Source organism: Rhizobium sp. BK112 (assembly GCF_014193215.1).
Taxonomy (GTDB): domain Bacteria; phylum Pseudomonadota; class Alphaproteobacteria; order Rhizobiales; family Rhizobiaceae; genus Rhizobium; species Rhizobium anhuiense.
The window spans coordinates 475,840-496,158 of the sequence record NZ_JACHYZ010000003.1; the positions used below are offsets into that span (position 1 = coordinate 475,840).

The 20,319-nt window shown below is 60.3% G+C and carries 15 protein-coding genes; 11 read left to right on the top strand and 4 right to left on the bottom strand.

What is annotated here, in order from left to right; genetic code table 11:
• Window positions 1-20: 20 nt before the first annotated feature.
• The 7 genes from FHT75_RS11690 (at window position 21) to FHT75_RS11720 (ending at window position 8,541) form a co-directional block, all read left to right on the top strand.
• Complete coding sequence (locus FHT75_RS11690) at window positions 21-1,925, top strand: ABC transporter substrate-binding protein (protein ID WP_047612840.1); 1,905 nt, start codon at window positions 21-23, stop codon at window positions 1,923-1,925.
• Between the two features lie 113 nt (window positions 1,926-2,038).
• Window positions 2,039-3,043 carry an ABC transporter permease gene (locus tag FHT75_RS11695; protein WP_047614880.1) on the top strand — a complete coding sequence of 335 codons (1,005 nt, stop codon included), beginning with the start codon at window positions 2,039-2,041 and terminating at the stop codon, window positions 3,041-3,043.
• Between the two features lie 3 nt (window positions 3,044-3,046).
• On the top strand, window positions 3,047-3,904 hold the full coding sequence (locus FHT75_RS11700; protein ID WP_047612835.1) for an ABC transporter permease: 858 nt from the start codon (window positions 3,047-3,049) through the stop codon (window positions 3,902-3,904).
• Between the two features lies 1 nt (window position 3,905).
• On the top strand, window positions 3,906-4,895 hold the full coding sequence (locus FHT75_RS11705) for an ABC transporter ATP-binding protein (protein ID WP_063476003.1): 990 nt from the start codon (window positions 3,906-3,908) through the stop codon (window positions 4,893-4,895).
• Window positions 4,892-5,704: an ABC transporter ATP-binding protein gene (locus tag FHT75_RS11710; protein WP_063476002.1), complete on the top strand. Its 813-nt coding sequence runs from the start codon at window positions 4,892-4,894 to the stop codon at window positions 5,702-5,704. Before FHT75_RS11705 ends, FHT75_RS11710 begins: the two co-directional genes overlap by 4 nt.
• A gap of 95 nt (window positions 5,705-5,799) precedes the next feature.
• On the top strand, window positions 5,800-8,028 hold the full coding sequence (locus tag FHT75_RS11715) for an EAL domain-containing protein (RefSeq protein ID WP_183844791.1): 2,229 nt from the start codon (window positions 5,800-5,802) through the stop codon (window positions 8,026-8,028).
• A 234-nt stretch (window positions 8,029-8,262) separates the two neighbouring features.
• The gene (locus FHT75_RS11720) at window positions 8,263-8,541 is read left to right on the top strand and encodes a hypothetical protein (protein ID WP_047612826.1); all 279 of its coding nucleotides are present in this window, start codon (window positions 8,263-8,265) and stop codon (window positions 8,539-8,541) included.
• Between the two features lie 236 nt (window positions 8,542-8,777).
• Here the strand turns inward: FHT75_RS11720 and FHT75_RS11725 are convergent, their stop codons facing one another.
• From FHT75_RS11725 to FHT75_RS11735, 3 genes are all read right to left on the bottom strand, one after another.
• The gene (locus FHT75_RS11725; protein ID WP_063476001.1) at window positions 8,778-10,871 is read right to left on the bottom strand and encodes a carboxy terminal-processing peptidase; all 2,094 of its coding nucleotides are present in this window, start codon (window positions 10,869-10,871) and stop codon (window positions 8,778-8,780) included.
• A 258-nt stretch (window positions 10,872-11,129) separates the two neighbouring features.
• Window positions 11,130-11,594 carry an NUDIX domain-containing protein gene (locus FHT75_RS11730; protein WP_063476000.1) on the bottom strand — a complete coding sequence of 155 codons (465 nt, stop codon included), beginning with the start codon at window positions 11,592-11,594 and terminating at the stop codon, window positions 11,130-11,132.
• A 101-nt stretch (window positions 11,595-11,695) separates the two neighbouring features.
• Complete coding sequence (locus FHT75_RS11735; protein WP_063475999.1) at window positions 11,696-12,913, bottom strand: flavin monoamine oxidase family protein; 1,218 nt, start codon at window positions 12,911-12,913, stop codon at window positions 11,696-11,698.
• 100 nt (window positions 12,914-13,013) lie between these two features.
• Between FHT75_RS11735 and FHT75_RS11740 the strand changes: the two genes are divergently transcribed.
• Window positions 13,014-14,555 (top strand): cation:proton antiporter, encoded by a 1,542-nt coding sequence (locus FHT75_RS11740; protein ID WP_063475998.1) that lies wholly within the window; start codon window positions 13,014-13,016, stop codon window positions 14,553-14,555.
• A 304-nt stretch (window positions 14,556-14,859) separates the two neighbouring features.
• Complete coding sequence (locus FHT75_RS11745) at window positions 14,860-15,165, top strand: hypothetical protein (RefSeq protein ID WP_047612813.1); 306 nt, start codon at window positions 14,860-14,862, stop codon at window positions 15,163-15,165.
• 102 nt (window positions 15,166-15,267) lie between these two features.
• Here the strand turns inward: FHT75_RS11745 and FHT75_RS11750 are convergent, their stop codons facing one another.
• Complete coding sequence (locus tag FHT75_RS11750) at window positions 15,268-16,164, bottom strand: GGDEF domain-containing protein (RefSeq protein ID WP_047612810.1); 897 nt, start codon at window positions 16,162-16,164, stop codon at window positions 15,268-15,270.
• Window positions 16,165-16,368: 204 nt separating this feature from the next.
• On the opposite strand from FHT75_RS11750, the gene FHT75_RS11755 reads away from it, so the two are divergent.
• Entirely contained in the window at window positions 16,369-16,803 is a 435-nt protein-coding gene (locus FHT75_RS11755) for a hypothetical protein (RefSeq protein WP_063475997.1), read from the top strand.
• Between the two features lie 511 nt (window positions 16,804-17,314).
• Entirely contained in the window at window positions 17,315-20,305 is a 2,991-nt protein-coding gene (locus FHT75_RS11760; RefSeq protein WP_183844790.1) for an ATP-binding protein, read from the top strand.
• The last annotated feature ends 14 nt before the right edge of the window (window positions 20,306-20,319 follow it).

The following is a 20,319-nucleotide window of genomic DNA, read 5'->3' on the forward strand; positions in this document are numbered from 1 at the left end:
CGCTTTCTAGGGAGGAGTTCATGCAACAGTGGAAGAGGCTCGCATTTGGCGTCGCGCTGGCCGCACTCGGCCTGACAGCGGCGGCCAAGGCCGATGACTACACCTCCTTGCCGCGCAAGGAGACGCTCATCGTCGAAAATCCGGAAGGGACGATCAAAAATCCCGGCTGGTTCAACATCTGGGTCAATGGCGGCGGCGGCGTATCGACCGGCCTGCAGCAGCTGACCATGGATACGCTCTGGTATATCGACCCCGAACAAGGGCTTGGCGGCGCGACCTGGGACAATTCGCTGGCTGCCGACAAGCCGCAATATAATGCCGACTTCACCGAGATGACTGTGAAACTGCGCAAGGGGCTCTTCTGGAGCGACGGCGTGGAATTCACGGCAGACGACGTGGTCTATACCGTCAAGACGCAGATGGATCACCCCGGCATGGTCTGGAGTGCTGCCTTCTCGGTGCAGGTGGCAAGCGTCGAGGCGACCGACTCCTCGACTGTGGTGTTCAAGCTGAAGAAGCCCAATTCGCGCTTCCACGCCATCTTCACCGTTCGCTGGAACGGCGCCTGGATCATGCCCAAGCATGTCTTCGAGAAAGTCGAAGATCCGCTTCGCTATGATTTCGCCAATCCCGTCTCGCTCGGCGCCTACAAGCTCAAGTCCTACGATCCCCAGGGCAAGTGGTATACCTGGGAGAAGCGTGACGACTGGCAGCGGACATCGCTTGCCCGCTTCGGCGAGCCGGCCCCGAAATACGTGACCTATACCGATCCCGGCCCGCCGGATAAACGCACCATCGCGCAGCTCGAGCACAATCTCGATATCATTCACGACAACACGCCCGAGGGCATGTTCACGCTGAAGGAAAAATCGAAGTCGATCGAGACCTGGTTCCCGGGCTTCCCCTTCGCCCATCCGGATCCGACACTTCCGGCTGTCATTTTCAACACCCAGAATCCACCCTTCGACAACGCCGATGTACGCTGGGCGCTTGCCCTGCTGATCGACATCAAGGCCGTTGACATGGCGAGCTACCGCGGCGCTGCGACGCTGTCGGCGCTCGGCGTGCCGCCGACGGCGGCCACGATGAAGGACTATCAGGCGCCGATGCAGGATTGGCTGAAGGATTTCGAGATCGATACCGGCAAGAGCAAGATCAAGCCTTATGACCCGACGGTCGGGCAACAGATCGCCGACATCCTGCGCAAGCAGCCGAAGTTCAAGGACCAGATCCCGACCGACCCGCAGGCAATCAGCGGTGCCTTCGGCTATGGCTGGTGGAAACCGGATCCGAAGGCTGCCGGCGAACTGCTGGAGAAGGCAGGTTTCAAGAAATCCGGCGGCAAATGGCTGACCCCGGATGGACAGCCCTTCAAGATCCGGATGACGGTCGAGGGCGACACCCGCTCGGTCTTCACCCGCGCCGGGACGCTGATTGCGCAGCAATGGGCCGCCTTCGGCATCGACGCCAAAGCCGTGCCGGCCGCGAAACTTTGGCAGACGGCGCTACAGCCCGGCGATTTCCAGGTGGCGATCGCCTGGAGCGTCGAAACCTGGGGCGGCGATCCCGATCTGTCGTTCTTCCTCGACAGCTGGCATTCGCAGTTCGTGGCCAAGAAGGGTGACAATCAGCCGCCGCGCAACTGGCAGCGCTGGAGCAATCCGGATCTCGATAAGATCATCGAAAGCATTCGCGGCATCAGCGCCGATGATCCGAAGGGCGTTGAGCTCGGGAAGGATTATCTGAAGCTGGTGGCCAAGGAAATGCCGACGATCCCGCTGATGTCGTATAACGTCTTCACCTCGATGGATACGACCTATTGGACCGGTTATCCAACGATATCAGACCCCTATACCGATCCGGTGCCGAATTGGGCCAACTCCAGGCTGATGATGGTCAAGCTGAAGCCGGCACAACCGAAATAATCCTCCCAACGCCGGCGCGAGTGTTGCGCGCCGGCCCCCTAATCGACGGGCATGTGGCATGTCCGTCGATCCTTTCCACTTGATGAAGGGAACCAGAGAGGAACCACCGCCCTATGACGTCCTATCTGATCTTTGTGCTGAAGCGGTTCGGTCAGTTTCTGCTTGTTGTATTTCTTGGCGTGACGATAACATTCTTCGTCACCCACCTGACCCCGATCGATCCGGTCGAAGAAAGCATAGGCGCCATCACCCAGATGGGGCAGTCCGATCCGAATGCGATCGAACTGATGCGCCAGTCGCTTCGCGAGCTTTACGGCATGGAGGGCTCGATCTGGCAGCAATACCTGCATTTCTGGCTGCGGCTTGCGACCGGTGATCTCGGTCCCTCGCTATCGGCTTTTCCCACCCCCGTTTCCACCATCATAATGCGGTCCCTGCCCTGGACCATCGGGCTGATGACGGTGTCGACCCTGATCACTTTCGTCCTCGGCAATGCGATCGGCGCGCTCGCCGGTTATTATCGGAAGGACATAGTGCTGAAAGCCGTCAGCCTCGTCTTCATCGCCCTGCTTCCCATTCCCTATTACATCCTGGCCTTCGTGCTTCTAATTGTCTTCGGCTATCTCTGGCCGGTGCTGCCGATCAATGGCGGCTACGAGATGAATGCCAATCTCGACCTCTCCTTTGCCCTCGTCCTCGATATCCTGAAACACTCAATCCTGCCGGCCTTGTCACTGATCATGGTCGGCGCCGGCAGCTGGCTGATCGGCATGCGCGCGCTCGTTTCCAACATCATCACCGAGGATTACGTCGTCTTCGCCGAGCTGGGCGGCGTTCCGAAGCGCAAGATTCTGCGCTCCTATATCGCCCGCAATGCCATGGTGCCGCAGTTCACCGGACTTGCCATGTCGCTCGGCGCGATCTTCAACGGCACGGTCATTACCGAAATCGTCTTCGGCTATCCGGGCATCGGAAACCTGCTGATCGAAGCGGTGCATGCCGGCGACTACAGTCTGGTGCTCGGCCTCAGCGCATTGTCGATCGTCGGCGTTGCCGCCGCCGTGTTCATCATCGACATTCTGAGCCCGCTGATCGATCCGCGCATCAAGGTGGAATAGAGCATGTTTACGATCGTCCGCGACCTCGCGCGCCAGAATATGGAATTCCTCAGCGGCCTGCTGCTCTTCGCCGTCATCGTCGGGCTGGTCATCATGTCCTACTTCTCGCCGTACGGCGCGACCGACATCTATCTTCTGCCGCCCGATATGCCGCCCGATGGCGAATATTGGCTCGGCACGACATCGCGTGGCCAGGATGTTTTCTGGCAACTGACGACCGCGCTCCGCAACACCCTGTTTTTCGGCATCGGCGTCGCCTTCATTTCACGCATCATTTCGCTGGTCGTCGGCCTCGTCGCCGGCTATGCCGGCGGCGCGGTCGACCGGGTGCTGATGGCCATCAACGACAGCGTCATGGTCATCCCGCAATTTCCGCTGCTGATCCTGTTCTATTTCGTGCTGAAGGACAGCATGACCTGGACGGTGCTGATCGTCATCATGGCCTCGCTCGGCTGGTCTTACGATGCACGCCTCATCCGTTCGGTGGCGATCAGCCTGAAGACGAGATCCTTCACCACCCAGAGTGTCTATTCCGGCATGAGCATGCGCAAGATCCTCGTCGAGGAGCACCTGCCCTATGTTCTGCCGATCGTCTTCGCCACCACGATGAACAACATGATCTGGTCGATCGGCATGGAGATCACCCTGTCGGTGCTGGGCTTCACCGATATCGAGACGCCGACCATGGGCATGATGATCTATTGGGCCAATGCGCATTCGGCGCTGATATCAGGCATATGGTGGTGGGTGGCCGCCCCCGTCGCCGTCATCGTCGTCCTCTTCCTGGCGCTCTTCCTGCTGTCCATGTCGATGAACGAATACAATGATCCGCGCAGCCGGCTCAACCGGATGGGAAGCTAGTATGGATCCTTTGGTCGAAATTGAGAATCTGAAAGCCTATTACCGTGCCTTCCTCTACGGCGTCGATCGCGAGGTGCGCGCCGTCGACGATATCAGCCTGACGATCGCCCGCGGCGAGGTCTATGGCGTTGCCGGCGAATCGAGCAGCGGCAAGACGACCTTGATCAAGACCATCGCCGGCGCGATCCGGCCGCCGCTGAGGGTCGTCTCGGGAAAGGTGACATTCCATTTCGACGGCGGCACCCAGGATATCTACGCGATGAGGCCGGAGGAGCGCCTGGCGCTGCGCTGGCGGCATCTGTCCTATATCATGCAGGGCTCGATGAATGTGCTCAATCCGGTGCGCCGGATCCGTCATTCCTTCACCGATTTCGCCTTTCGCCACATGAAGGTCGGCAGGAATGAGTTTTTCGAAAGGGTCGCCACCCATCTGCAACGGCTGAAGCTGGATCCGCATCTGCTCGACGCCTATCCCCACGAGCTCTCCGGCGGCATGCGCCAGCGCATGACCATTGCGCTTGCCACGATCCTGACACCGGAATTCATCATCGCCGACGAACCGACGACCGCGCTCGACGTGATCGTTCAGCGCGACGTCCTATCGATGATCCGCGAAATCCAACGCGAGATGGGTTCGTCCTTCCTGTTCGTCACCCATGATATGGGGGTTCATGCGACGGTCTCCGACCGCATCGGCATTGTCTATGCCGGGCGTCTTGTCGAGGAGGCGCCGACCGCCAAACTCTTCAACATGCCGCTCCACCCCTATACGCAGCACCTCGTCGGCAGCCTGCCGCGCATCGGTGATGCGACGGCCCGCCCTTCGCTGGAGGGTCGTCCGCCGAACCTCGCCATGCCGCCGGAAGGCTGCCGGTTTCACCCGCGCTGTCCCAAGCGCATGGAGATCTGCTCGCAGAAGGTTCCGCCGCTGGTCACCGTCGAGCCGCAGCGGCGCGTGGCGTGTTTTGCCGTTACGGGAGATCAGGTTTGAGCGCTCTTCTTCGTCTCTCGCATGTCACGAAAGTCTACCGGCAGGGCGGCATGCTCGGCCGGCGCCTGATCACGGCGGTCAAGGACGTCAGCTTCGAACTTGGAGCGGAGCCGGAGATCCTGTCGATCGTCGGCGAATCCGGCTCGGGAAAATCGACGATCGCGGCAATGATCCTCGGCCAGACCGAACCGACGGAAGGCGAGCTTCAATTCAGCGGCAGGACCGTTGCCATCCATAGCAGGTCCGAACGCAAGGCTTTCATGAAAGAGGTCCAGCCGGTGCTGCAAAACCCCTTCGAAGCCTTCAATCCGCTGAAACGTGTCGACCGTTATCTCTTCGAGACGGCCCTCAATTTTTCATTCTCGGGAAAACGGCCGGACCGGCAGCAGGCGGAGCGGATGGCGGATGCCGCGCTCGTCCATGTCGGCCTGACCCTTGAAGAAGTGAAAGGCCGGTTTCCCCACGAATTGTCGGGCGGCCAGCTTCAGCGCGTCGCCATCGCCCGGGCGCTGATCCCGCAACCCCGCCTGCTGGTGGCCGATGAACCGGTCTCCATGGTCGACGCATCACTGCGCATGGCCATCGTCAACCTCTTTGGCCGCCTGAAAAACGAGCTCGGTCTTTCCATCGTCTACATCACCCACGACCTCGCCACCGCCTATTACATCAGCGACAACATCATCATCATGCGCAAAGGCGAAATCGTCGAACGCGGACAGGCCCGCCCCGTCCTGGACAACCCGCAGCATCCCTACTCGCGCGCGCTCAAGGACGCGGTGCTGGCCGCCGATTTCAGTCCGGCGACCTAAGCAGGCGGCTTTCCTTCATAGGGCGCCGGCGAGTTTAGCGTTGCCTTAAAGAAACCGTGCAAGGATGAGTGTCTGTCATCCACGCCGGCAACCTGATGAAGTTTCGAAGAAATCTCGCTCGCTCCGCAATAAGCCATACCAGCGCATTCGCTCCCGCAATATTTGCGGCGATTATTGCAGCAATCGTCGTCTGGGTGGCAACGAACTGGCGGCTGGAGCGATCGCTGGCCGAGGAACGTTCGATCGTCGCCGGCGATCTTGCCACCATATCCTCCCGACTTCAGACGAACCTCAACAGCAATGTGAAGCTGTTGCAGGGGTTGGCGGCCGGCATCGCAGTCAATCCGGAGATGGGCCAGAACGGATTTTCCAAACTCGCCGCGCAGATCCTGCAGCCCGATTCACAATTGCGAAGCTTCGCCGCCGCGCCCGACATGGTGGTCAGGTGGGTCTATCCGGAGAAGGGAAACGAAAAGGCCATCGGGCTCGACTACCGCACCAATGAGAAGCAACGGGCTGCCGCGATGCTGGCGCGCAACACCCACAATATCGTTCTCACAGGCCCGGTGGAGCTTGTCCAAGGTGGAACCGCTTTCGTGGTCCGGTACCCAATTTACATCACTGAGGGAAAAAGCCAGATTTTTTGGGGACTGCTTTCCGGCATCATCGACATACCAAGGCTCTACCAGGAAAGCGGTCTTGGTTCGACCGAGCTTGAACTCGCCATCAGCACCGTGCCGGAGCCGAACAAGCCCAAACAGGTCTTTTTCGGCAGCATGGCAACCTTTTCCAGGAAGCCGGTCCTGGCATCCGTCGATATGACCTATGGCCGTTGGACCCTCGCCGCACTGCCGAAGCGCGGATGGGGCCAAAAGAGCGGGATCGGCATTTTTGAGTTCTACGCGAGCCTGCTGGCACTATGTGTCGTTGCGCCGATCGTCTGGATCGGCTTTCTGACCAAATCGCGCCAAAGAACGATCGAAAAGCTTCGCCTTCACAAGAAAAAGCTCGTTCGGGCCCGGCAGAGGCTGGAGTTCCTGTCCTTGCATGACGCATTGACGGGGCTTCCCAATCGACGATTTGTCGACCGGATGATCGCGAAACCGCCGAGACCCCGTGCACAGGATTGTCTGATCCTCATTCATATCGACCTCGACCGGTTCAAGGAGATCAACGACACGAAAGGCCATGCCGGCGGTGACGCGGTCTTGCAGGGGACGGCTTCGCGCCTTGCCGATTTGGCTGGTCCAGACGACGTTGCGGCTCGGATCGGTGGAGATGAGTTCATCTTCGCCAGCTGGAGCGCCGATCCGGAGCCGAAGGCAAACGCATTGGCCCGGCAGATTGTCGAGACCCTCGAGCAACCTCTCTTCATTGACGGTATGGCGTGCGTTGTCGGGGCAAGCGTCGGCGTCGCCTGGGAGACCGATCTCGGGCGGGACCTCGGCCAATTGCTCCTCGATGCCGATCTGGCCCTGTACGAGGCGAAGAAGGCGGGCCGCGGCCGCGCGGCGGTGTTTACCGAAGAGCTTCGTAGCGCCGCGATCCATTCGAAAGAACTGGCGGACGAATTCAATCACGCGCTCGATCGCGATGAACTCGTTGCATTCTTCCAGCCGCAGTTCGATGCCAGCACATTGGCCATTGCCGGCGTCGAGACGCTTGCCCGTTGGGACCACCCGCAAAAGGGCCTGCTCGCCCCGATCAGATTTCTCGACGTCGCGGAAATGCTGGGGCGTAGCGGCGACATGGACAGGCTGATCCTGCAAAAGGCCCTGTTCGAGCTGACGAGATGGGACAGCCTGGGAATGCAAATCCCCCGTGTCTCAGTCAATATTTCAGCGCGCCGACTGGCGCAGGCAAATCTGCTTGCCGAGCTGTCCGAGCTTCCCATCGCCAAGGGTCGCCTGTGTTTCGAGCTGCTCGAGACGATCTCCTTCAACGATCTTCAACCTGTTCTCAACGAGATCATTCCGGCGGTTAAAAAGCTCGGCATCGAAATCGAGATCGACGACTTCGGCACCGAACATGCCAGCATCGTCAGTCTGCTTCGATTTGAGCCGCGACGGCTGAAGATCGATCGCGAGATCATCAAGCCGATCATCGCGTCTCCATCGCAGCGCCGTCTGGTCGCCTCGATTATCGAAATCGGCCGATCGCAGAACATCGACATCGTTGCAGAGGGCGTGGAGACGATGGAGCATGCGAAGATCCTGAAAGAGCTCGGTTGCCATATATTGCAAGGTTATGCGCTGGCACGGCCCATGACCTCGGAGCAATTGATTGAATTTTGCCGCGGCTCGCACGCGTTGCAGTCCGGTTGATCAGTTACGGTCGGCCTGCGCGACTATTGCTCTGACGCAGATCCATCAGGTTCCGGAAAGCGTCATCGCGCGGAGATACCGTGGTCGTCGTCGTCCATGAAGGACCATGAGCGTGCCCAACAGAGACATCGTCACCGTCACCGTCGCGCAGCCCGAGACGACGGATGGCGACGCTGACGCAGTGGAACCGGCTGTCTCTTGAGGTGTTTCTCCCGATCAACAGGGAGCTTCCAAATGACCTACGTCGCATCGCCAAGCTACGATCGTAACGACGCCAGCCGCGCGTCCAACCTCCGTCAGTGTCTCGAGACTGCCAGACGCCACCTGAATGAGACTTCACACAATTCGGAAACCGAGAAAATCGAGAGGCTCGTGGCTTCGGCCATCGAGGCGGGTTGGGAAGAGGATGAAGTGCGCCAGGCACTGAGCGGCGGCGAGGAGCAAGGAAACAAGACGCCGAAGCAGGAACGACCTGTCCCGACTATGGGCGTGGTTCCATCGTCATCCTTCTAGCGCATCGGCCCGAAAATCCGATTTTCGGAAAGCACGATGCGAGGATTGAAAGTGTTGGAGCGCCGTGCCTCCTTTTGGACGCACGGCGCTCTAACGAGGGGCATCAGCCACAGTTCCAGGCTTGTTCCTGGATTGGGACTGACGCCGTCATCAACAGCAATTGGCTGATGCGGACGTGCTAACCCGGTCCAGGAGGAGGAAGTTCGCAGTGCCTTATGTCTTCCGTCCGCATTCCCTTATTGTTTGGTGGCTGCCTTGAGCACGCCTTGCTGCAAATCCGCCTCGTCGGCAAGAATGGCGGCTGCCTCGTTGAGCAGGACGTCCTTGGCGTTCTTGCGGGCATTCTCGATGGCAATATCGGCGCTCAGGCTGCGCTCGCCTGCCTCCAGGCCATCATCGCCAAGGTCCTCGCCATCCCCTGCTTCGGCTCGATCCTTGAGCCGTTTCTCGCGAGCCGCCGCTTCTTTGCGACGTTCGGCTTCGTTGAGGGAAATGACCCCTTTTTCGCGCTGCGCCTTGAGGTCGGCAATGTCTTTCACCAGGCGCTGGAAGTCCGGATCGGTCTTGACCCGCGCATCATGGCGGCTTTGCAATGCCGGAAGCAATGTCGCGACTGTCTCGGCACGCGGGTATTTCGCGGGCTTGATCTCAGCCCACGGCAGCGCATTGTCATAACTGGTCTCGCCGAAAGCAGTCGGATCGGACAATCCCGGCAGGCTGAGATCAGGCGTCACGCCGTGCAGCTGCGTCGTGCCACCATTGACCCGGAAGAACTGGGCAATCGTCACTTTCAGCTCGCCGAATTCGGGTTTGCTATTGTGCACGATCTGGTCGAGATCGACGACCGTCTGAACGGTGCCCTTGCCGAAACTGGGTTCGCCGACGATCACGCCGCGACCATAGTCCTGGATCGCCGCGGCAAAAATCTCCGAAGCCGAGGCCGAGCCGCGATTGATCAGGACACCCATCGGGCCTGTCCAGACAGGCGCTGCAAGATCGGCGCTTTTGACCTCGACCTTGCCGTCGCTGCCGCGTTGCTGAACGACCGGCCCCTTGCCGATGAACAGACCGGTCAAATCGATCGCCTCGTCCAATGAACCGCCGCCATTATTGCGCAGATCAATGAGAACGCTGTCGACCTTTTCGTCCTTCAACTCGCCGAGAAGCTTGGCGACATCGCGGCTTGCGCTTTTGTAATCCTTGTCGCCCTTCCGCTTGGCGTCGAAATCCTCATAGAAGACCGGCAGCGTGATAATCCCGATTTTGCGCGTGGCATCGCCCGCCTTGACGGAGAGTACGGTCTTCCTGGCTGCCTGCTTGTCGAGGGTGATCTTATCGCGCACCAGGCTGATGACGCGATGCGTGCCATCGGCTCCGGCATCGGCCGGCAGGATATCCAGCCGCACGACGGAGCCTTTTTTGCCGCGGATCATCTGCACGACTTCATCAAGGCGGGTGCCCACCACTTCCTTGATCGCCCCATCCTTGCCTTGGCCAACGCCGGTAATGCGGTCTCCGACCGCAAGCTTGCCGGAGAGCTGCGCCGGTCCGCCGGGCACGAGCTCACGGATCGTCGTGTAGTCGTCGCGCTCCTGCAGCACAGCGCCGATGCCAAACAGCGAAAGCTTCATCGAGACGTTGAAATCGGCCGAAGCGGCCGCGCCGAAATAGTCGGTGTGCGGATCGATCGACGTCGAATAGGCGTCCATGAACGACTGGAACACGTCGTCGCTTTTAAACTTGTAAGCGCGCTCGAGCGTGTTTTCATATCGTTTGTCGAGTGTTTCGCGAATGGCCGCATCGGTTTTGCCGCCGAGCTTCAGCCGCAGCCAATCGCTTTTGACGCGCTTGCGCCAAAGCTCGTTGCTCTCGGCATCCGATTGCGGCCACGGCGCCTTATCGCGCAACACCGAAAAATCTTCCTGCGCACTGAAATCGAAGCCCTGCTTCAGCAGGCCGCGCGCATAGGTCATGCGGTCGACGACGCGCTGTTCATAGGCGTTGAAAATCGCAAACGGGATTTTCAGGTCCTGCTTTTCGATCGCATCGTCGATCTCGTTGCGATCGGCCATGAACCTGTCGACATCGGCCTGCAGGAAGAGCATGCGGTCCGGATCGAGCGACTTGATGAACCCATCCATGACCTTGGCCGACAAGGCATCGTCGAGCGGAACGGGTTTATAGCTATACCGCGACAGGAATTGCGCACTCAACTCAGCGGCCTGCGCCTGCCGCTTCAGCGGCTCCAAGACCGGCGGCGACGCGACTTCAGCATAGGCGGCCTGTGCGAGTGCAAGAAATGCACTGAGAAAAACGTAGTGTATGCGCATCCAGCGTCGATCCAATTCTTCATGCCTGTGGTCGATGTGTGATCTATGTGAGGCAATCATGGTTTTTTGGCAACCGGGTGGCAAATGGGATGGCTGAAAAGCCGCGGATTGCGGATCGCAGCTCCAATTTTCTCGATCTGATTCAGATGGCGGCGATTGTCGCATGCCGGCGGCCTCCAGAAGCAATTCATGGCTGCCGCGTGATTCACCCATAAGTGCGGCGAGGCGGGCCTCTGAAGCTGGAATTTGGGGGGCCGGTCACTCAAGATGCGTCAGGAGGTCGACGACCATCGGTCGCTGTCCTTTCAACAGTTTAAGCGTTGCGTCGGCTAAGGAAAACCAACCCGCGCGATCAACCTCCGGAAAGCTTCTTACCTGGCCCGACCTTGGCGGCCATTCCATTTGAAATTCGGAACTCCGAATCGCGTTCACATCCAGGACTGGATCAGCTTCGATCGACCACACGACGACAATCTTGCCGCCAGATTGCCGGTATTCGCCAAGCGGTCTGAATATGCCATCGATTGTTACACCAAGCTCTTCGGCAGCTTCCCTTTTCGCAGCCGCGAGTGCGTCCTCTCCAGGCTCGACCAATCCTTTAGGGATCGACCAGGCAGCCTCGTCTTTCTTCGCCCAGTAAGGTCCGCCCGGATGGACGAGAAGGACTTCGTAATTCTCGGAAGCGCGCCGGTATATGAGAAGTCCGGCGCTACGGATTGCCATTGCGTTATGCTCTCGCGTTGGTGGCGCGGCCATTTCGGGTGTAGGGCCGGCTCTCCCATCAACAAAGCGAACGAAGTTCGCCCTTCTATGTCACGAGGGCATTAAACTGCTGCGGCCTGGTCGGCAGCCCGCAATCCGCTTTGCCACGCACCATGGGCTGTCGAGAAGTCGGACTGATGCGTCGCCTCGCCGGCGAAAAACAGCCGGTCGCCGACGGGACGCGCCAAGACTGCGCGTGCGCCCGCATGGCCGGGCAGCGCATGGCTGTAGGAGCCGCCTATCCAATCGGTATGACACCAGGAAGAGGCTGCCAGGGGCCGCAGGTGGTGACGAATATTGCTCCCCAGCAGCGACGACAGCTGGTCCAGGGCGAAGGCGAATGCTTCCAGTAAACCCGCGCGTTCGATGACGACGGCGCCATTTCCGCCAAAGAAGCCTTCGACGACCGGCCGGCCGAGCGGGCGGATATAATAGCTGCCGGTCTCAGCATTTCGCGGGTCGCCGAGCAGATGGGTTTCCGGCTCCAGACCATGATTGCCATGGAGTTCCAAAAACAGCTTGTCTGCGAGGCCAAGCGGCAGCTGACTTGCGGCGTGGAGGTGATCGTCGGCCTCCGGGTCGAAGATAATGGCTCCGCGGGCTAGAACGTTGGTCGATGACGTGATGATTGCCGCACCGGATGTGACAGGACCGCGGTCGGTCTCCAGCTGGACGCCGTTCGCGGTCAAGGTCACGGCTCGAACGGGCGTCGAAAGGCGCAAGGCCACGTTGGGAACGGCGGCGCTGATCAGACTTCCGTAGCCTTCCCGCACGCGCCAATTGGCATCGGTTGCCGCATTGTCATAGGCAAGAAAGTCAGAGACCGAGAGCCGATCGAGCGGTGCGCCGTTCAGATATCCGCTGAGCGACTGGCAGTAGGCGTTCCATTCGCCGCCCGACTCCAGCGCGTCCGAAGCCCTGTCGCTGGCGGGAGGATTGACGCGCATCCGCTCCTCAAGCGCGTTCCATGCAGTCGCCGCAGCCGCCCGCTCATCCGGCGTGAAGCCGAGATTGCGCCACTGGCTTTGCCACGCCGTGCGCCCGCGCTCGATAGTGAACCCGGCTGCACGGCCAATGGCGACGAGAGGATTGCGCTCGGCAGAATGCAGCCAGCCGCAACCCATATCCAGCGGCATCCCGGCCATTTCGATTGTCCAGGCGCGTCCACCCACGCGGTTGCTGGCTTCCAGGATGACGACCGAGCGGCCGGCATCGACCAGCTTTTTTGCTGCTGCAATGCCGGCCGCGCCAGCGCCGACAACAGCAACCTCGTAATCCATCGTCGCCCTCCGCCGCTGCGTCGCCAGCTTGATACGACACAAGCTTTACATCTAGGCTGCACCCGCTTCAACGGGCCCGAAAGCCTGCTAGTATGCTGACATGACATTCTTCGAAACACTTGTTGCATTGCTGGCGGTTGCCATCCTGCTGCTGCAGGTGACGCGCCGCATGCGGCTGCCCTACCCGGGCATTCTGGCTGCCGCCGGCGTCGCCGTGGCAATGCTGCCTGGCGCGCCGACGATCCCGATTGATCCGCCGACGGCGCTCGCCTTGTTCATCGCCCCCGTCCTTGTCGACTCGGCCTATGACTTCCCGGTGGGTGCGGCGCGGCGCATGCTGCTGCCGCTGTTCTTCTATGCCGTCGTCGCCGTTCTCGTCACGACAGGTGTCGTCGTGTCGATCAGCATGCTGACTGTCGGGCTTCCGATTGCGGTTGCGGTCACGCTGGGCGCAATCGTCGCGCCACCTGATGCGGCAGCCGCCACGGCGGTCCTTTCCAATTTGCCCGTCGCCCGCCGTGTGGATGCCCTGCTCAAGGGAGAAAGCCTGTTCAACGACGCGACCGCGCTGCTGCTTTTCGGGGCCGCGCTCACTGTCCAAGCGCGGGGCGGGCTGGATGCCGGGACGGCGCTTCAGGTGGCTATCGCCGCACCGGGAGGGATCCTATTCGGCATCGCTTTCGGCTTTGTCGTCTCGCGGCTTCGACCGATAACCGAAAACACCGTCGGCGGGACCCTGTTTCAATTCGTCTACGCATTTTCGACCTGGCTGATCGCCGAGCATCTGCACCTGTCGGCCGTCCTTGCCACCGTGGCGAGCGCAATGACCATCGCCACCCTTTCTTCGGTCGAGGATTCGCCACGCATGCGGGTGCATTCCTTCGCGGTCTGGACGACGGTCGTGTTCCTCTTGAACGTGGTGGCTTTCCTGCTGATGGGGCTGCAGGCGCGCCGCATCCTTGAGGCGATGTCGGCTGAAGAGCTTCAGCGGGCGGTGGGATTTGCCGCGATCGTGGTGGTCGGCGTCATCCTGGCGCGCATGGCGATGGCGTTCCTGTTTCACGCCGTCGTTGCGACCCGTCACCGGCGCGGCCGTGAATTGGCGCCTTTCACATCCGGGGAAACCTTGCTGGTGGGTTGGGCCGGTATGCGCGGCCTTGTTACGCTGGCGACGGCATTCGCACTCCCTGCCGACTTTCCCGAGCGAGACCTGGTCGTGCTCACGGCTTTCGCGGTGGTGCTTGCAACCCTGGTCATTCAAGGGGCGACCCTGGCACCGATGATCCATCTCCTGAAACTCGGTCGGCAGGCAGAAGTGCGCGATGAACTCAAGGCGGCCCGCGTGTCGCTCGCCGAGGCCGCCTTTCAGCGGCTTGAGAAGGAAAGCGGTACTGAAGCCGAAGCGATCCGGACGATCTGCAAGGATCATTGGACAGCATCCACCGATGCGGCCAGAACCTCGCCGCTCAATCGGCGCCGTGACCTGACCATCGCAGCCGTTCTCGCCCAGCGCCAGCGCCTCGAGGAATTGCGCGATACAGACCAGATCGGTGCGATGCAATATCTCGAGTTGCAGGAGGACCTTGACTGGAAGCAGCTCTCCATCGGCTCAGATGAGGATCGCCGCATCACAGAAAGCTAGATCTGACCAGGCAGTGGTCGACGCCAGGACAATCAACGGTTCCCTGATAGCGAACGGGGGTCGGATGGTCCCTTGCCGTCCCCTCTATTGGAAAGCGGCGCCATTCTCAAACACAAGCCTCGCAGTCGTTGCTACCGCTGGGCTTCTTGACGGCCTCACCCGGGAGAAGCGCTTGGCTCTTCGTCATCAGCGCCTGCACTGTCAGTTCCTGCAGGCGTCGATGGGGATGGTTCTGCAAAGTTTGAGTTGACCGTTTTCGATCGTGAGGCGACAGTTGCACTTGAGGAAAGCAGGAGGAAAGACGATGGACGAGCCGGATCGCTGGCGCAATATGGCAAACGCTCCGAAAGACGGCAGCCGGATCCTCGTCACGATTCGCTCGTCCGAACAGGGGCCGGCGGAAGTTGACCTTGCCTATTGGACGAATGGCGATCAGTTCGGTGGAGAAGGCTGGCGCGCCTCCGATTCCTCGCCCGGGCACATCATCGAATATGCCGAGCCGGAATTGAAGTGTTGGATGCCGATGCCCTCGGCAAACCTCGCCAGCAGCTCGATGCCCTCCCCCTGGGAAGGCGACGATGACCAGGAGCTTTACGGGTCGGGGATCTGAGACATCGCGCCCGATTATATTGGTTCCGGCCGCAGCGAACAGGCCCGGATCGCCGTCCGCCACGACTGCGGCAACCAGATTGGGGTTCAACCGCATAAGCGCCTAGGCTGCGCGCACCCTGTCCCGGCCGCTTAGCTTTGCCGCATAGAGGGCTTGATCGGCGCGTCGATAAAGATCCGACGTGCTATCGGACGGGGCGCAAGCGGCGATACCGGCAGAGCAGGTGTAGCTGAAGTCGGGTGACGCAGGCAGGGGCCGGGAAAACCGGATCACCGTCAGCATGCGCTCGACAATGGCAATGGCGTCTTCCGTCTCGGTTGCCGGCATCACCAGAAGGAATTCTTCTCCGCCGACCCGCCCAAAACAATCGTTGCGGCGAACATTCTGATGAATGCGATGCGCAAAATCACGCAGGACCTCATCCCCGGCGTGGTGGCCAAGGCGATCGTTGATGTATTTGAAATTGTCGATGTCGAATACGGCAAGGCATCCGTTGCTGCCATGCTGGGCGGCCGCCAGCATGTCGTCGACGCGCGCCATCACGAAGCGGCGGTTGGCGACACCCGTGAGTTCGTCGGTGTAAGACGCCTTGATCGCCTGATCGCGATCTTGCCGGACAGTCCTGCCATGCGCGCGCAAACCGGTGATGTCGCTCGCAATGCACAGCATCCAACCGTTCTTCTGCACCGCCTCCGTCATCCAGAACCATCGGCCGTCCCACTGGTCCGTCTCGAAAGCGCGATAGCCGATCTTGCCGCGGCGCGACTGAGTCGAGCGCAGCCACTCTTCGAAATTGCTCGTTCGAATGACCGTGCCCCGCTGCTGTTGGAAATTACGCCGCATGAGATCCGGCCAGAGGGGCGTTTCATCCGGTTCGATGAAATAGGCCGAACGAAAGGCGCTGTTGGCGTATTGCAGCCGGTCATGACCATCATAGACCGCAATCAGCGTTTGCGTGCATGCAGAAAGGTGCAGAAGCTGTTCGAATATCTCGTCCATCCCGAACCCTGTCTGGTTGCCTCGGTATGACATGGCGCAGAGATCCTATGAGAAAAGAGCCCGTCAGCAAGCAAAAGGCGCCTCCAGTGATTACGGAAGCGTCAACGAGCTGTCGGTCCCAATCGTGATTGGACATCGGCTGCCACCTGAGCGACGCTATCTTTGGGAGCGGACCATCTATTTTTCCGGAGATAGGAGGCCGAGATGGAACAGTACGCACTCGATCAGTTGAAAACCATTGCCAAGGTCAGGACGACCTGCACGCGCCTTGACATGACGCGGCGCGAACGGCTTGAGCGGTGGGCCGAAAGTCTCGACCGCAGCCCCAGAGCGTTTCTGAACACGCTTCACGAAACAGAATATAAGTCGATGGCAGAACGGCTTGCGCTGCGGGATGACGACACCCCGATCTCCGTTGCATTCGCTGACCCCATTCTGCGGGCGGCAGGAATGGAAAATGACAGCTATGGAGAGGCCAGGCGGTTCTTCGAGCTAAGCGACGAGCAATTGCACGGCCTTGTCTGCTTCTGCCATTTCGGTGAACACGTCAGCGCGGCAGTCATCGCTCGCCGCCTGCGAAAGATGGCGAGTTACAAACCAGGCGGGTTCTTCGCTCAGCTTCGTGCGTTCTTTGCCTGATTGAGGCTGAAGGCCATCTGGCGCTGCAAGGCCGGCGGTCGCCGCGGCGGTGAAAGGGCCGCCACGGCGACCGACAGGCCGTCGTTACTGGCAATCTCCGGTGGCCCGGCGGTGAACGTCGTCGTCGCCAAAAACCGGCGCGGTTCTTCGTAACCTGGCTGGCGGAATGCCAATGGCTGGGAATAGCGACGGGCGAGCCGTAGCGGCGGGGCCTGATTTTGATGTGCCTTCGATCGGGCTGCTGCACGTTCAAGGAAAGGCGATGCAATGCGGCACGCCCATCTGGCCATCCCTTGAACGCCAAACTGTCCAATCTCACGCGAAGGAAAAGATGGCGGGCCCGAAGCAATATGGCGGGGGCACGCGCATGCGTCGCGGTGAAAAGAGGGCAGCCCATGATCAGGACGCAGGCCGCATAACGGATATATTGGCACCGCCGCACGAAAAGCTTGCATGCAAGCTATAAATCGGATGTCCTGAAAAAGGCTTCTGTGGTGTTGGGCGACTCCGAATGAAAACCCTCGACGCGCGAATTCGGTTTACAGGTGAGCGGCGACAGGTCACTGCCCTTTTCTATGACATTGTCGGCTCGACGGAGCTCTTATTGCGGAGCGAGCCGGAGAAATTCTTTCGTTCCGTTTCGGCATTACATCAGAATGCCGAAACGATCATAAAAAAGCATGGAGGTTTTCTTCATCAACGGCTCGGTGATGGGGGATGCTGTTTCTTCGGATATCCCGACCAATCCGAAGATGCGGCTGAAAGTGCGGTGCAGGCTTCTTTGGAATTGTTAGGCATTGCAGCGAGCACCAAGGGCAAGGCGCGCACAGCTTTCAGGCTGCGGATCGGGGTTGCCACCGGTCTTGTCGTCTTCTCCGCGCAAGGAGACGAGATTGTTGGCACAGCACCGGTGCTGGCGGCTCGCTTGCAGGCAGAGGCCGAACCGAATTCCGTTCTGGTCGCAGATTCGACCGTTCAGCTCACCCGACACAATTTCGACTATAGCCTGGTGCGGAAGGCCAAACTCAAAGGCTTCGAAGAGCCGGTTGCGCTCTGGCGTCCGCAGGAACGTGATCGCTCAACGTCTGCGCTGTCGCCATTCAGCGAATGGGATCGGCCGATAAGAGGCAGGGAAAGAGAACTTGCCGCTCTTTCGAGCGCCTGGAATTCAGCTCTCGACGGCAGGGGCAGTTCAATCACCGTGGTCGGAGAGGCGGGCATCGGCAAATCCAGACTGATCGGCGAATTCGCCCGCAGCCTGTCCCATACTTCGCACGAGACCCTGATCTTTCAGTGCGGCAGGCGCCTGGAGAGCCAGCCGCTGCACCCCTTTATGTCGTTTCTCGAGAGGCTTGTGGCCGAACCCTCTGTTCTGAAGAATGGCGATAGCGGGGCTTTCATGCAGGCCCTTCAAACATCCGGCCGAGCCTTAGGGGCAGACATCGTCGACACCATTCTCTCATTTACATCAGACCGATCGCCGGCGACCTCGCGCAATATTCGCGTGTCGGATCTGTCGGGGCGGGCATTCAGGCGGAAGGTCATCGAAGCCGCTGCCGACATCCTGACCTGCAAGGCGACTGGCGTTCCGACGCTCCTCGTCTTCGAGGATGTCCACTGGGCTGACGGCATGACGTTGGAGCTGATCGATCGGCTTGAATCACTCGCAGGCACGTTGCCGATCCTCGTGGTTCAGACATCGAGGATCAGACGATCCCTGGCACTGGCGACCGAGATAGAATTATCCGGATTGGCCTCTGCGGCGGTTCGCGATCTCGTCGCCTCGGTCTGGCGTGAGCGCCCCCCGCCGGGCCTGTCCGATTTCATTCTGGATCAATGCGATGGCATGCCGCTCTACGCCGAAGAACTGGCCAACTTCTTCCTGGAAAGGCAACCCTTGGGCAAGGCCTTATCCGAATGGAAAGGGCTGCTTCTGGAAGGTGGCGTCAGCTCGCTGAATGATCTGCTTTCCGCCAGACTCGCGGCGACCGGTTCCGCACGACGGGCAGCGCAATTTGCGAGCGTCATCGGTCGCGAATTCAACATCTCGCTGCTCGCCTACCTTCTCGAAGGGGTCAGCCGGCAGACGGTGGAGATCGCGGTCGAGCGGCTTGTTTCCCAAGGCATCATCGAGCCTTCTGCCGACACGCCCGGCTCCTTTCAGTTCCGGCACGTACTCACCCAGGAAGCAGCCTACAGCAGCCTTCTCAAAAGCGACAGACGACGCATACACAAGCGGATCGCCGAACTCCTGATCGGAGAAGCAAAGCCCAGTCTGCCGGCTGCCATCGCTGCCTGGCAGTGCGCCGAAGCAGGCTTGCACGACGCCGCGGCCAGGTTTGGCCTGGCCGCGGCGGAGGCGAGCGTTCTGCGCTCCGCCATGCACGAGGCGAACGTGTCGCTCGAACTCTGCGCCGAGGAGGTCGACAGCCTTTCCCGGCGCCATCCCGATCGCACCGAACTGGCATTGGGCCTGCTCGAACTTCAGGGGGTCGTTGCGACCGCGCTCGAGGGAGAGGGCTCGGAAAGCGCGCGCCGGGTCTATTCCCGCGCAATGCAGCTTCTGAGGAAACAGGCCTCGGCTGTCCGGTCGAAACATTTCCCGGTCTATTGGGGATGGTGGTTCACGGCACCCAACATTCTGACGCAGCAGTCTCGCGCGCGCATCCTCGTCGGCGACATGCAAACCGTCGAAGATCAGGAGACGCGGCTTCAATCCTATCACTGCGGATGGGCGACGAGCTTTCACGCCGGCGAGCACGAATTCTGCCTCGATTGCGTCGCCAGAGGCCTTGATCTTTACGATCCGGAAAGAGCGGTCAGAAATCGCGCCTTTTTCGGCGGACATGACGCCAAGGTCTGCGGCTTGGGCGAGAGCGCCTTGTCCTACCTGCTTCTCGACAATGCCGACGCCAGTGAACATGCGATCGGACAGTGCCTGGACTGGGCGGCCTCGACCGATCACGCCGGAAGCATGGTTCACGCGCTTTATTACGCCATCGTCCTGCGCCGCTGCCAAAGCCGATATGACGATGTCCATGACCTCGGCGAACAAATGCTGGCGCTTGCCGAGCGACACGGCCTCGCCGCCAGCCAGGCGCGCGCCAACATGTATTGCGGCTGGGCGGAGCTGATGACGTCGTTTGCCGAACGGGGCGAAGAGCGATTCCAACACGGTCTGCTGCTCCAGCAGCAATTGGGCACCGACGATAATTTTTCCATGCACAGCGACATGCATGCGCAGGTGCTGCAGCGGCTCGGCAAACCTGCTGAAGCCCTGGCGACCATTCACAATGCGATCAACGTTGGCCGCAACAGCGGTCAACGGTTCTGGCTGGCCGAACTCTACCGCCTCAGCGCAAGACTGAGACGAGATCTGGACGACCCTCCATCCTTGATAAGAAGAGACCTGACGAGGGCGGTGCAGATTGCCGAAGGACAAAAGGCCGCCTGGCTGGCCGAAAGAGCAAAGCGCGCCTTGGACGGCCTGCCAAGGTCGTAGGGCCAGGAGGAGGC

Bases quoted from the DNA above. Each gene is read 5' to 3' on its own strand.
- FHT75_RS11690 (WP_047612840.1), top strand. From the start codon at position 21: ATGCAACAGTGGAAGAGGCTCGCATTTGGCGTCGCGCTGGCCGCACTC.
- FHT75_RS11695 (WP_047614880.1), top strand. From the start codon at position 2,039: ATGACGTCCTATCTGATCTTTGTGCTGAAGCGGTTCGGTCAGTTTCTG.
- FHT75_RS11700 (WP_047612835.1), top strand. From the start codon at position 3,047: ATGTTTACGATCGTCCGCGACCTCGCGCGCCAGAATATGGAATTCCTC.
- FHT75_RS11705 (WP_063476003.1), top strand. From the start codon at position 3,906: ATGGATCCTTTGGTCGAAATTGAGAATCTGAAAGCCTATTACCGTGCC.
- FHT75_RS11715 (WP_183844791.1), top strand. From the start codon at position 5,800: ATGAAGTTTCGAAGAAATCTCGCTCGCTCCGCAATAAGCCATACCAGC.
- FHT75_RS11720 (WP_047612826.1), top strand. From the start codon at position 8,263: ATGACCTACGTCGCATCGCCAAGCTACGATCGTAACGACGCCAGCCGC.
- FHT75_RS11725 (WP_063476001.1), bottom strand. From the start codon at position 10,871: ATGCGCATACACTACGTTTTTCTCAGTGCATTTCTTGCACTCGCACAG.
- FHT75_RS11730 (WP_063476000.1), bottom strand. From the start codon at position 11,594: ATGGCAATCCGTAGCGCCGGACTTCTCATATACCGGCGCGCTTCCGAG.
- FHT75_RS11735 (WP_063475999.1), bottom strand. From the start codon at position 12,913: ATGGATTACGAGGTTGCTGTTGTCGGCGCTGGCGCGGCCGGCATTGCA.
- FHT75_RS11740 (WP_063475998.1), top strand. From the start codon at position 13,014: ATGACATTCTTCGAAACACTTGTTGCATTGCTGGCGGTTGCCATCCTG.
- FHT75_RS11745 (WP_047612813.1), top strand. From the start codon at position 14,860: ATGGACGAGCCGGATCGCTGGCGCAATATGGCAAACGCTCCGAAAGAC.
- FHT75_RS11750 (WP_047612810.1), bottom strand. From the start codon at position 16,164: ATGGACGAGATATTCGAACAGCTTCTGCACCTTTCTGCATGCACGCAA.
- FHT75_RS11755 (WP_063475997.1), top strand. From the start codon at position 16,369: ATGGAACAGTACGCACTCGATCAGTTGAAAACCATTGCCAAGGTCAGG.
- FHT75_RS11760 (WP_183844790.1), top strand. From the start codon at position 17,315: ATGAAAACCCTCGACGCGCGAATTCGGTTTACAGGTGAGCGGCGACAG.